Annotated in this window: 11 protein-coding genes; 8 read left to right on the top strand and 3 right to left on the bottom strand. The window is 54.9% G+C overall.

From position 1 onward, the window contains the following. The first annotated feature begins 388 nt into the window (after positions 1–388). From hcp1 to ACE1BR_RS18530, 8 genes are all read left to right on the top strand, one after another. Entirely contained in the window at positions 389–907 is a 519-nt protein-coding gene (gene hcp1, locus ACE1BR_RS18495; protein ID WP_005359949.1) for a type VI secretion system effector Hcp1, read from the top strand. A 183-nt stretch (positions 908–1,090) separates the two neighbouring features. Next, positions 1,091–1,369 carry a type VI secretion system PAAR protein gene (locus ACE1BR_RS18500; protein WP_374872874.1) on the top strand — a complete coding sequence of 93 codons (279 nt, stop codon included), beginning with the start codon at positions 1,091–1,093 and terminating at the stop codon, positions 1,367–1,369. 20 nt (positions 1,370–1,389) lie between these two features. Next, positions 1,390–3,432 carry a type VI secretion system tip protein VgrG gene (locus tag ACE1BR_RS18505; protein ID WP_374872876.1) on the top strand — a complete coding sequence of 681 codons (2,043 nt, stop codon included), beginning with the start codon at positions 1,390–1,392 and terminating at the stop codon, positions 3,430–3,432. Continuing rightward, positions 3,429–4,223: a DUF4123 domain-containing protein gene (locus ACE1BR_RS18510; RefSeq protein WP_374872878.1), complete on the top strand. Its 795-nt coding sequence runs from the start codon at positions 3,429–3,431 to the stop codon at positions 4,221–4,223. The genes ACE1BR_RS18505 and ACE1BR_RS18510 overlap by 4 nt, the downstream gene beginning before the upstream one ends. Beyond that, entirely contained in the window at positions 4,223–6,169 is a 1,947-nt protein-coding gene (locus tag ACE1BR_RS18515; RefSeq protein WP_374872880.1) for a T6SS phospholipase effector Tle1-like catalytic domain-containing protein, read from the top strand. The genes ACE1BR_RS18510 and ACE1BR_RS18515 overlap by 1 nt, the downstream gene beginning before the upstream one ends. Next, complete coding sequence (locus ACE1BR_RS18520; protein ID WP_374872882.1) at positions 6,166–6,852, top strand: DUF2931 family protein; 687 nt, start codon at positions 6,166–6,168, stop codon at positions 6,850–6,852. Before ACE1BR_RS18515 ends, ACE1BR_RS18520 begins: the two co-directional genes overlap by 4 nt. Before the next feature lie 26 nt (positions 6,853–6,878). Then, the gene (locus ACE1BR_RS18525) at positions 6,879–7,055 is read left to right on the top strand and encodes a hypothetical protein (protein WP_080722321.1); all 177 of its coding nucleotides are present in this window, start codon (positions 6,879–6,881) and stop codon (positions 7,053–7,055) included. Positions 7,056–7,187: 132 nt separating this feature from the next. Next, entirely contained in the window at positions 7,188–8,555 is a 1,368-nt protein-coding gene (locus tag ACE1BR_RS18530) for a tetratricopeptide repeat protein (RefSeq protein ID WP_374872884.1), read from the top strand. 45 nt (positions 8,556–8,600) lie between these two features. On the opposite strand, the gene ACE1BR_RS18535 is transcribed toward ACE1BR_RS18530, so the two are convergent. From ACE1BR_RS18535 to ACE1BR_RS18545, 3 genes are all read right to left on the bottom strand, one after another. Next, positions 8,601–9,809 (bottom strand): tyrosine-type recombinase/integrase, encoded by a 1,209-nt coding sequence (locus ACE1BR_RS18535; protein WP_374872886.1) that lies wholly within the window; start codon positions 9,807–9,809, stop codon positions 8,601–8,603. Between the two features lie 372 nt (positions 9,810–10,181). Next, positions 10,182–12,221 carry a bacteriohemerythrin gene (locus tag ACE1BR_RS18540; RefSeq protein WP_374872888.1) on the bottom strand — a complete coding sequence of 680 codons (2,040 nt, stop codon included), beginning with the start codon at positions 12,219–12,221 and terminating at the stop codon, positions 10,182–10,184. A 286-nt stretch (positions 12,222–12,507) separates the two neighbouring features. After that, positions 12,508–13,062, bottom strand: a complete 555-nt coding sequence (locus tag ACE1BR_RS18545; RefSeq protein ID WP_374872890.1) for a cytochrome b/b6 domain-containing protein — start codon at positions 13,060–13,062, stop codon at positions 12,508–12,510. Between the last annotated feature and the right edge of the window lie 2 nt (positions 13,063–13,064).

The following is a 13,064-nucleotide window of genomic DNA, read 5'->3' on the forward strand; positions in this document are numbered from 1 at the left end:
TGCTGGCTGATTTGGGCAACAACGCCCCTGGAACGTATAGCCGACAAGTTGGGTGCGGGCCGTAAGAGTCAGGTGATCTCTTGTGCTCTCAAGCAGGGATTGATACGTCTGAATATCGGTGCAGCAGAAGTAGGAAATATCAGTGAGATCAGTTAATAATGCTGAGTGGAGCAACATATTGCGCGAGTTGCAGTGAAAGGAACTAGTCCATCAACAATTTATAGTGTATGCAATTAATTTGAGCGAAATATTGCTCAGCATTGGGCAGCAGCAGCCGCGCTATTTGGTTAAGTTATTGATAAATAACAATGCAGGAGGATTGGCATGGTCGCTGCTATAGGTTGGTCGAGTGCTATCTCGTTTAACCAACCTATTTAGGAGCATACCCATGCCAACCCCATGTTATATCAGCATCGAAGGTAAAACCCAGGGCAACATCACTGCCGGTGCCTTCACTTCCGATTCCGTCGGCAACATCTTCGTACAAGGTCACGAAGACGAGATGCTGGTACAAGAGTTCAATCACCAAGTAACCGTCCCGACCGACCCGCAATCCGGTCAGCCTGCCGGTCAGCGTGTCCATAAGCCGTTCAAGTTCACTGTAGCGTTGAACAAAGCCGTACCGCTGATGTACAACGCGCTGGCTTCCGGTGAAATGCTGCCGAAAGTGACCCTGAAGTGGTACCGCACCTCTGTTGAGGGCAAGCAGGAGCACTTCTTCTCTACCGTGCTGACCGATGCCACCATCGTTGACATCGACTGCCAGATGCCGCACTGCCAGGACCCGGCGAAGTCTGACTTCACCCAGCTTATCCAGGTCTCCATGGCTTACCGCAAGATTGACTGGGAGCACACCGTTGCCGGTACTTCCGGTGCTGACGACTGGCGTGCGCCCATCGAGGCGTAACATCACCTTTTCCTTTCTTTGTTTTAGTTCTAAGAAGTGCTTGTCCACGTGATTCCGTATCCGTAGCACGTAGACGTTTCCCCAGCCTGAATTATGCCCCAGGCTGGGGCTTTTATGTTTTGCCATCCCCCTGTTCTGAGGCTCGGGGCGGAGTGATGGCAAAGCACACAAGAGGTTTGAGTTATGTGTCCCTCCATTGCACTGCTCGGTGACACCGGCACCGACCACGATGGCTTCCCACCGACCCCGGTGACAGCGGCCAGCCCTGATGTTTTCCTCGATGGTAAACCTGTGGCCCGTCAAGGTGACCCGTTAGCGCCGCACGACAAGCCGAACAACCCGGAGCACCCACGCAGCATTGCTGGAGGTGTGGGTTCGGTATTGGTGAACGGTAAGCCTATCGCTGTCACGGGTACAACGGTGGATTGTGGTGGCGTGGTGATTGGTTCGGGCAGTGGGTAAGCAGGATAAGGAGCAAGGTCATGGCGCAAAGCACAGGATTACAATTCACCGTCAAGGTTGGTGCTCTGGCTGACAGCACCTTTGTGGTTGCCAGCTTCAAGCTGGATGAGGGGCTGAACAGCCTGTTTAACCTTCACCTCGAGGTTGCCAGTCAGCAATCAGATATCGATTTTGGCGCCGTGCTGGACCAGCCGTGTGAGCTGATGGTGTGGTACAACGGCGAGCTGCAACGCCGGGTGTGCGGGGTGGTGAGCGAGTTTGCCCAAGGGGACAGCGGCTTTCGCCGTACCCGTTACAGCATTGAGGTGAAACCCGCCCTGTGGCGGTTGGGTCTGCGCCAGAACTCTCGCATATTCCAGGCGCAAAAGCCCGATGAAATCCTCAGCATCCTGCTGCAAGAACACGGCATCACCGACTACGCCTTTGCCCTGAAAAACGAGCATGCCCAGCGCGAATACTGCGTCCAGTACCGCGAAACAGACCTTGATTTCGTGAACCGCCTGGCTGCCGAAGAGGGGCTCTTCTATTTCCACGAATTCGAGCAAGGCAAACACCGCATTGTGTTTGCCGACGATGCGGCGGCCCTGACCGCCGGCCCCGAGCTCTTCTTCAACCTCGGCAACCGTTCACTGGAACAAGGCCCCTATGTGCGCCAGTTCCACTACCGCGAGGCGGTGCGCCCCTCGGATGTGGAGCTCAAGGACTACAGCTTCAAGACGCCGGCCTATGGCCTCTCCCACAAGAAGATGGGCGCCGAGCTCGAGCATCAACGAGATACCTACCAACACTTCGACTACCCGGGCCGCTACAAGCAGGACGGTAGCGGCAAGGCATTTGCCCAACACCGGCTCGATGCCCTGCGCAATGACGCGGTGGCGGGCAGTGGCAAGTCCAACAGTGCCGCCTTGTTGCCGGGTCTGCACTTCTCACTCACCGAACATCCGAATGGCAGCCTCAACACCGACTGGCAAATCGTCCATATCCGCCACACCGGTGAGCAACCGCAGGCGCTGGAAGAGGAGGGGGGCTGCGGCCCGACCGTTTACCACAACGAATTTGGCGTGGTGAAGGCGAGCACAACCTGGCGCGCCCGCATCGGCAGCCCCGAGGCGCCCTACAAGCCGATGGTGGATGGCCCGCAAATCGCCATCGTGGTGGGCCCAGAGGGCGAGGAGATTTATTGCGACGAACATGGCCGGGTGAAGCTGCAATTCCCGTGGGACAGATATGGCAACGCCAACGACCAGAGCTCCTGCTGGGTGCGGGTGAGTCAAGGCTGGGCCGGTGGCCAATATGGCATGATGGCCATCCCTCGCATTGGCCACGAGGTCATTGTCGAGTTCTTGGAAGGCGACCCCGACCAGCCTATCGTGACGGGTCGCACCTACCACGCCACCAACCGGCCACCCTACGAGCTACCCGCCAACAAGACCCGTACCGTGCTGCGCACCGAAACCCACCAGGGTGAAGGCTTCAACGAGCTGCGTTTCGAAGACCAGGCAGGTCAGGAAGAGATTTATATCCACGGTCAGAAAGACCTGAACGTACTCATCGAGAACGATGCAGCATGGCACATCAAGCATGACGAGCATCGGGATATCGACAATGAGCGGGTCACCCGCATCAAGGCCAACGACCACCTGACGGTTGAAGGGGAGAAGCGCGACCACATCAGGGGCGACTTTTCCCTCACGGTAGACACATCACTTCACCAGAAGTTGGGACAGTCGCTGCTGGTTGAAGCAGACCAAGAGGTCCACATCAAGGCCGGTAACAAGATTGTGCTGGAGGCAGGCTCCGAGCTGACCCTCAAGGTCGGCGGTAGCTTTGTGAAGGTTGACCCAAGCGGCGTGACCCTGGTCGGTTCCAGCATCAAGATGAACTCCGGGGGGGGGCCGGGAGCAGGCTCTGGGTGGGCAGGTCAGATGCCTAGCTTGCCTGGCGCAGTCCAGGTACCACCCGCACCACCTGCCACTATCCCTGCGAGCGCCATTCAAAAGAGCATGGAGTCTATGGCCCCGCTGGTGAAACCCTGTCCCTTCGCCCAAGGAGGTAAGGCATGACCTTTCAAGAGTGGCGTAGCCAACACCCCGGCCAGTTGTTTGCCATTGTCGATGCCGCGCTTGATACCACTGCGGTGGCGGACTACTGCAACCTAGGCGGTATCAACGCTATCCCCTTGTTTGCCGGCACTGCGTTTGCAGACCAAGCAGAACAAGGTCCTTGGCTATTCCCATCTCCGACTCCCGAGTTTATCGCTGCTCACCCACAGTTGGGTGGCGTATATGTCGCGAGCGATGCCGCTATCGATGTCGTCCTGCAGCACTGGCAAAGCCTGATAGAGGTGGCCTTTGAAGGCGAAGTGATGTGGCTGCGCTATGCCGATAATCGGGTCTTTCCCAAGATACTGGCCACCATGAGTCAGCAGGAGGTTGATGATGTACTGGGGCCCTGCTCAAGTCTCTGGGCCGCCGACAGTGTGTGGCAACGCACGCCTGATGCCGAATTTACCCCTCGCCAAGCCCCTTGGTTTCGCATTCAGCCTCACCACTTGACGCCACTGTATGACGAAAGCCGTCACGCCTACATCCTCTCTCGCCACTTCTGGCAACGCATGGAGGAGATGATGACGCGACATCCCAATCCGGAAGCCGCCATTACCACTGTCCTCAAGCAAGCCAATCAAGCAGGGCTGACAGGCGACGTCCTTGATGGCGTGGTAGCTGGCGCGTTCACGTTACAGGCAAGCATGGCGCTGGATGCCATCAGTGAGCCGTTGATGCTGACCGATGACGAAATGGCTCAGGTGAATAACTGGCTGAACAAACACCCTGATTTGATAGGAGCTGTGTAATGGCTATCAGCGCCCACTGCATCCCCTGTGAGAAGAACAACTGCTGGATTGAAATAGATGTCCGTGATGAGCACAACCAGTCATTCCAAGGGCTTAAGGCCACGTTGACTGATGCCACCGGCACCAGCAAAACCGTGACCCTGAAAGATGGTCCAACCCTGGTACAAGGCTTTGCCGTGGGGCCGGTGACCGTCAAGCTGGAGACCCAACTCTGGCTCAAAGCTGCTCAGTCCCGTGAAGCCCTGAAAGAGGGCGAAACCAGCCAGGTTCCCGCTTATACCGACAAACTCTTTGGGCACGAAGATGTGAAGCGCGAGCTCGTCAAGGTGACCACCGGCGACCTTTGCCTTACTGACCCCGAACAGCCGCTACCGGAAGGACACAAAGCCGGGCAAGCCCAGCCGCCGCGCTTTATCACCGAGCACTCCTACGTGATTGAGGTGAAGGGATATCAGCTTAATATCCTGCGTATCGGGGTGTTCTTTGATGGCACCTCCAACAACACCACCAAGCATGAAGAGGGTAAATCGGCGCTTGAGGCCTTTCTGGCTCAATGTAGCGATCCGCTGGAGCAAGAGCGGATGCGTCAGCAGTGCATGGCTGGGGAGGTATCGTTCAGCGATACCAGTCAGGCGAATGACGTGACTAATATAGGCAAGGCTTATGACTTGTACCAGTTGCCGCAACAAGGAAGATTAACCGTTCCTGTGTATATCGACGGGATCGGTACGGAGTCGGGACAGGGGGATTCCACGCTTATCGGGCAAGGCATGGATGGGGGGGCTACATCCAGTTACGGCAAGGTGACGCTTGCCTGTCGTGATAAAATTGTTAATGAAATCAAAAGGATATTGAAGGATGTTCTACCAGCGCTGGGTTGTATCCACAAGCTCGAATTTGACGTGTTCGGGTTTAGCCGGGGTGCATCTGCGGCGCGGCAGTTTGTGAACACCCTCGACCAGCAGGCCGATCACCCGTTGGTTGAAGCCGTTGCCAAAGAGACCAGCATTCGGCTGAAAGCGGGTTTTGACTGGGCCAGCCGGGAGGATTGCCGGATCAAGTTTGTCGGACTGTTCGATACGGTGTGCTCGTCGTTGCTGGAGGCGCGTAGCGTCACGCTAGCGCCGGATTGTGCGGAGCGCGTTGTGCACCTGACGGCCAAGGATGAGTGGCGTTACTTCTTTGCCCTGACCCGGATCACTAATGACGTGGAGGGCAAAAAGATTGCGTCCAACTTCACCGAACTGGCGCTGCCAGGTTGCCATTCGGATATTGGTGGCGGTTATTACAGCCGCTGGAGCTTACGTAACCCTAATAGCGGTCCGGCTCTGACAGAGCAAAAGGCTATCAAGCTGTTTCAGAGTATGGAACCAGCAGGAACTCGCCCAGAACAAAGCGTGGCTTACCAACGTGCCATGGATTATGCCCAAGCAAAACTGAGCCAAGGCTGGGGCAACGGGGTGACGGTGTTACCTTCTCCAGCTAGTGACCCAGTGAAAGGGAAACTCAATTTGCGAGTTCGCACGTTAAACCGTCCTGAGTTTGGCTGGAAAAGACCGTTGGAAGTGAGTGTTACGGTGCTGATCAATCGGGTCGTTGAAGGTGAGTATTCCCGTATACCCCTACACATCATGGTGGAAGCCGCACGGGCGGCTGGGGTGCCGGTTCAGGAGTGGAAAGCAGACAACAGAGACTTGATGCTGGAGAGCGGCGCCCCGATGCGGTCACGGGTTGATTTGAGCAAGCTGGATGAGCATTGGGTTAATGCAGGTAGCGAGGCTGGGGTGGCCAAAGATTTGAGTCAACAGCTCCCGGATGATGTCTATCGATACTTGCGCTTTGAGTACCTGCACCACAGTGCGGATGATGGGATTGTTAACGGGGTAAATCGTATCAAAGGGCAAGAAGCTCGCCGCATGATCAGTAACTTGGAGGGGGGTAAATGAGACGCTGGTTATTACTACCGTTACTGTTGCTCGGGCTGATGGCCTGCCAAGACAACGGCCCAACCAAGATGGATTGGAGCTACAGCGTTGGCTCTAATGCGGATGAGATCTGGCATACCCGAGCCCTGTATTCTCGGGAAGGAGTGAGAACCCATGAGTCGAGTAATGGTACCGTGTCTGCCGTGAGCGAGCGGCTTTTAAAAGACAAGAGCTATCGCTGGTTTGTAGGAAAAGGCAGGAGTTTTTACGGCCAGCCGGTGCCTGACAAGGTGGAGATCGAATGGGTGTCGTATCACGACAAAAAGCGGTACGGTATTACGCTAGAGCTCCCCAAGGATTTGGGCAAGCAGATGGCGCAGCGTTACCGCCTCAAAGGTGATCGAATTGCCCAACGTAACTACATCGCGTTAGGGCTCGCCCCCGGCGGGTATGTGGAGGTGTTCTTGGAGAGCCCTGATCCGCTGCCAGATGTGCTGATTGCTAGTGGTATGGCCCATGAAGTGACTGACGATTGGTATGATAAAAAAATGCCGCTTAATCGGCAGTATGGGATTGATGAATTCACTGAGCAATTTGGGACACTTTACCAGAAATATCCGATCCCTACCGGTGAAGCATGGGCTCCCATCATGGATGCCTACCGGGCTGCCCAGCCCAAGACGGATACAGATCCGGTCAATTGATTTGGATTGCGGTTTAAGAGGTATCAATGAAGCAGTACCAAAACTGGCTGGCCCAGTATCTGATTTGTCGTCGTGATAACGACCATGCCATGGCCGCAGAATTGGCACAGAGCATCTGTGCTTTCTGGCAGGCTAGAGGCGATAAGGTTGAGCATACCAAGTGGCAGAAGGTCTATCAGGATCACCTGCAGCAAACCACCTGACAGGCAAGGCTAATGGCCAGGGAAGGCGCCGCATCAGCTGTATGCCCATCAGGTGGCTGCGTAGCATAACGGATTAGCACGCAATGCAGCAGTACCTCATTCGTCACTTTTTCACTCAGCGAAGAATTTCTCATGACATATCGAGTCTTATGGCTGGCACTGGCAGCTAGCATGCTTGCAGCCTGTGCTTCCACGACCCCACGTACTGACACCGAGTTATCCCAAGCCGCAAAGCAGGGGGATGGCCGCGCCCAATATGAGTTGGCCAAACGTCTGGCCAGCCAACCCGATTACCCCAATGCCATGCACTGGATGCAGCAGGCCGCTGAGCAGTCTGGCCCTTTGGCCGCCGATCAGCAAATCCGCGCCAGCGCCGCGTGGCAAGTGGGTGACTGGTACCAGGCCGGGCTCGGTGAACCCAAAAATCCGGCACTCGCTACTCAGTGGTGGCAGCGTTCAGCGCGCTTTGGCAACACCCAAGCCAGCTACAGACTGGGGTTGATGTGCCAAGAGCAGCATCAAGGCGAACTGGTGAATGAATGCCTCGATTGGTTCGAGCAGGCTGCCAAGCGGGATCATGCCGACGCTCAGTTGTTCCTGGCCCGGTGGTACAGCAAACAACCGGGGGCAGATACGGACGCCATCAAGTGGCTTGAGCGGTCCGCAGAACTGGGTAACCGAGATGCCCAGTCCCTGCTGGGTGAGCGATATGCGCAAGGTAAAGGGGTAGTCAAACGACCAGATCTCGCTCTGCGCTGGAACGATAGAGCCGCCGCCCAGCAGCAACCGGACGCTTTGCTACAGCAAGCCAAACAGGCCGCCACCACCAATGCTTTCGCTGCCTATCAGCGTGCTGCCACAGCGGGCTCTGCCGAGGCTGAGCTCTGGCTTGGCATGGCGTATCTGGCCGGGGAGCAGGTATCAGCCGAGCCCGCTTTGGGACGTTACTGGCTGGAGCTGGCTGCTGGGCACGGCTCCCATGAAGCCGAGTACCAACTGAGTTTGCAGCAGGTGGACCGCGAGCAGCAGGTCTACTGGTTAGAGAAGGCAGCTAACGGTGGAGTACCCAAGGCGTTGTTCGAGCTGGCGGAGCTACAGCATAAGCAAGGTGAACTGGCGCAGGCCAGAGCCAGTTATGCCAAGGCCGCCCAACAAGGACACATTCTCGCCCAGTACACCTACGGTGAAATGCTGCGTCTGGGACAAGGTGGCAAAGAAGATTACGCGCTGGCTCTCAAGCAGTATCGCCTAGCGGCCCAGCAAGGTGACCGCCAGGCCCAATACCGGATGGGAACACTGCGAGAGGAAGGCCTGGGGGCTCCGCGCAACCGGATACATGCCTATGCCTGGCTCTCATTGGCTGCCACAGAAGGGATGCCGGAGGCGGTGAAGGCCCGTGACGAGTTGGAAGCAGAAATGACCAAACCGGAAGTCAAACAAGCGCAGAAACTCTCTGAGCACTGGTTTGGCAAGATGTCATCAACGGCTAAGAAAAGCTAAAAAAAGAACATAGGAAGGAAGCGGCCCACCAAGGCCGCTTCTTTCCTATTTAGTTGGTGAATTACCGGATACAAACTCAGCCCACGCATCCATCATGGGCCGACGTTGGTCTAGCAAGTCAGTGCGGTGGTATGCAGCTTCTACCTTGTTCTGCACTGTGTGAGCTAATGCTCGTTCAGCAAGATCCCGCGCATAGCCCTGCTCGCTGCACCAGTCGCGAAAGCTGGAACGAAAGCCATGTGCCGTTGCCAGACGGCCAGGAGTAGAGCTCGGTGCTTTTACCCGTCGCAAAAATGTCGTTAGTACCATATCTGATAGGGGGACTTGATCGCGTGGTGAAGGGAAGACTAATTCATCATGCAACCCCTGAAATCCCATCAGGATCTCGATGGCTCGAAGAGATAACGGGACGCGATGCATTTGCTTGGCCTTCATTCGCTCCGCAGGCAAGGTCCAGATCTTTGCTTCCAGATCGACCTCTGACCATTTCATTGCCCTGACTTCACCTGAACGGCAAGCCGTCAGGATCAAGAACTCCAGCATTAAGCGAGTAACATCGTATCGTTGTGTTCTCCTCAGATGCTGCTGAACAAAGGCTGGAATGTCACGCCAGGGCATGGCAGGTTGATGTTCGGTACGAACGGCTTTACTGGGTTGTAGTGGGAGTAAGTGATTTACCACATCGACCGGGTTTGCTTGGCAGTGACCGTGCGCCCAGGCCCAAGCCATGACCGCATGCAGCCGCTGTTTCACACGGCTGGCAGTTTCAGGGATCTCCAACCAGATCGGCATTAAGACCTCAGCGATCTGCGCAGGAGTGATGGCAGAGATTGAGTACTGGCCAATCATGGGGAATGCATACTGCTCGAGCGTCGAGATCCACTGTTTGCCATGTTTGGGGTTTTTCCATCCAGGCAGCAGTTTGGAGTGAACTTCTCGAGCAGCAGCCTCGAAAGTTGGGATAGAGGGTTTGCTCTCTTCAGCACGTTTGAGTTCGAGTGGGTCAAGACCATTGGCGAGTTGCTCTCGCATCTTCTGTCCTTGCTTGGTGGCATCGACGATGGATATCTCGGGGTAAGAACCAAGCCCCGCATTTCTGCGTTTGCCGGTCACTGGGCTGACATAACGAAGCACCCAGTTGCCACGACCTTTCGCCGTTGATGGATGAAGTGCAAGGCCTGTTACGCCACCATGTGCAACCGCTTTGTCACCCGGCTTGAGATTACGTGCTTTGGTATCGGTAAGAAGTGCCATAGGGAAGATTCCTTGAGAATGTGGCATGCCATGTACTATGCCATTTATTGTGCCATTTAGTACGGGATAGAGTCATTTGCAGTCGGACGGCTTTGGACAATACTGCCAGTAAGGCGTTGATTGTAATTGGATATGTAGGATGTTACTGGTTTTGACTGGACTTAATTCAGGCGGTCTCCCTCACCGCCAAATGATAAGCCCAAGCAATTCAATTGCTTGGGCTTTTTGTTTTGTGTGATGTTAAGTTTCCAGCAACAATGCCAATGCGTTGTTGTTCCAGTGTTCGGTACCACATTCGTGGTCAACTCATCGCCCATTTCATCCAGGCCGACTGTCTGGTGCCGCCGCAACTGATTTAGATTGTTGGGACGCTCAGCGGATCCCGGCGGCATTCAACTCGGTCACATAATACTTGTCGACCCGGAATATATGATCGATCAGCCAGCTTTTGAGGAACATGACGATATTGAGGTCGGCATCTGGCTCGCCGCGGGTAAAACGGGTGAGATGGTGGTCCAGATCCTGCAGTAACTTGACGTGTACCTCTTTATGGGCGGCAAGTTGGCTGTAACTGGCTTTCTCCAGCAGAGCTTCCTCGTCCAGCAGGTGTTGCTTGGCCAACTCAACCAATCGCTCCAGTCGTTGTTTCACCTGTTCACCGCTACGACCATCCTGGATCGCATGGTAAAGATGGTTCATGGCATCAAATAGCCCGATATGTTGACGATCTATTTCGGCGACTTGCACGCTGAAGGCTTCGCTCCAGTGAACAATATCCTCGCTTTTCGCGTGCTCGGTACGGTGACTGACCTCGAACTGGCTGCTTAGCAGTCTGATCTCTTCGCTGCCAAAGCCCACTTCTCTGGTATTGCGGGCACTTTGTTCGGTCTGTGTCATCGTATGGTGGGCGATGTCCGCGACGGCTACGACGCTGCGGTTGGTCTCTTCAGCTACCTGGGATTGTTGTTCGGCTGCCGCCGCAATCTGGGTATTTAGGCCGGTAATGCTCTCGACAGCAGAAACAATCGCGTGCAAGGCATGTCCCGCTTCGTCGGCTTGTGCTACGGCTTGTTCACTTTGGCGGGTGGTCTCTTGCATGGTATTTGCCGCTTCGCCGGTACGCTTTTGCAACTGCTCGATCTTGTGCTGGATCTCCACCGTCGCTTTCTGAGTGCGACTCGCCAATGTCCGCACCTCGTCAGCAACGACAGCAAAACCACGTCCCTGTTCGCCTGCGCGGGCTGCCTCAATCGCTGCGTTAAGCGCCAGCAGGTTGGTTTGCTCAGAAATGGAGCGGATAGCATTGACGATCTCGCCAATCTGGTTGCTCTCTTGCTCCAACCGATTGATCGTGGAGGCCGCCTGCTCCAACCCATTCGCCATCTTGCTGATCCGCGAGACGGCTTCTTCGACTCGTCCCTGCCCGGTGACAGCCTCGCGTTGGGCCTGCTCTGTTTCCATCCTGGCCTCTTCGGTGTTGCGGGCTATCTCTTGTACCGTACTGGTCATCTGGTTGATGGCGGTGGCCAACATATCGGTATTGGTCTGAACCTGCACCATATCTGACCGGGTAAGCTGGGTCTGTTCCTTAAGATCGCTGATCTTTCGGTTGTTATGCTCAGCCACGCCTTGTACGGTTCCAATGATATGATCCACATTGCTGATGAATCGATTAAAGGTGACTGATAGTCGGGAAAATTCGTCTTGCCCTATTACTGGCAGACGGAAAGTAAGATCCTTGCTGCCATGAGCCAGTTTTTCGAAATCGCGATCGAGGCGCTTGAGTGGGATCAGCACCTTTAGCAGCAAGATTGCCAAGATAGACAAAACCAGTAGGCCAGTTAACAGTCGTAGCTCCAGCATTTGAAACTCGAGCTTTGCTTGCAGTGTGTGCGTGAGCATCCGATCGCGAGTCAACTCTTGTCCATGATCCTGCATTGCCTTGCCGATTTGTTCGGCTATTGCTGCGGAGATGTCGTCAAAGCCTTGTCCTTCGGCCTTCATGATATGGTTGCCTGCTTCTGCCCCTTGCTGCTGATAGGCGGAGACCATCTGCTGGCCAACATCCATTTGTTGTTGCAACAATTGGTGTAAATCCAGCTGCTCTTCGGCCAAACCGGGTAACAGGGCTTGTGCGGCATCAGAGTGGTGGCGAGCTGCGGTGAGGGACTCTTCATCGCCAGTCAGGGACGCATCGGTCAAAAATTGCTGGATCTGGGTCGTGTGGTAGCGCAGATCCTGCAATAAGTTCTGGGTCTCATTGAGATGGGCGCTCTCTTCATAGGTTGCTCCAATTTCATGGCTCAACCGTTGATCCAGCATGCTGGTCACAACAAGGGTGAGCACAATCAGGGCGGCACACCAGAGGGTAAAGGCACGCAGTGTGTAGCGGGCAAGCCAATTGTGCAGCATAAAGAGACCTCATTCCGTTAGAATCATTTCAGCGTCGATTAATTCATCACTTAATATTAACGACCAAAAATATTGTTTTTGGATTCGTATGCATCAATAGCTTGAACCAGATCACATATCTGTTCGTCGTTGTACGACGCGTGAAGATGTCTATCGCTGAATGGTTTGGCCGGGGAGAATGCTTGCGGTTGTGTCTGTCAGTTAAAAACCCGACCTTCAAGTCGGGTTTTTGCGTTTGCGCACCGGGTTGCCGGTATTGGGGATAATGGTGGCAACGCCTCGCGGTTTACTGTTTGTCAGCGATGTCACAGTTATCCGGTAACCGCTTTTTGCCCGTGAGCATGGCTCTGATCAAGTCGCCATGGGTGAGGCGGTCAATCACGATAACGGCGATGACATGGATAAAGATCGCGATTTCCAGTGCCTTGGCAAAGAGTTCATGGATGCCTTCCATCACATCCTCGCCAAAAAACTCCTCATAGTTGGTCAGAATACCGGTCACTGCGGTGCCCACCAGGCAGGTCAGCAACAGAATAATCATCAGGGAGCCGACCGGATTGTGCCCCGCATAATAGGGGTGTTCACCTTTCAGAGTGGCTTGCAGATAACCGATAACCCGGCCCGGGGTCGGAAACCACTGGCTGAATTTTGCATAGTGAGAGCCTGCAAATCCCCATACGATACGAATAACCAGCAATCCTGCCAGGGTGTATCCGACATAGCGGTGATTACGCTCCCCCTCTTCGAGAATAAACAGGTTGAGCACGCATAGTAGTACCGTGCCCCAGTGAAAGAGTCTGACCACGATATCCCATACTTTGATTTCATTGTTGTTGTTCATTA

The sequence above is a fragment of the Aeromonas sp. MdU4 genome, assembly GCF_041929505.1.
GTDB lineage: Bacteria > Pseudomonadota > Gammaproteobacteria > Enterobacterales > Aeromonadaceae > Aeromonas.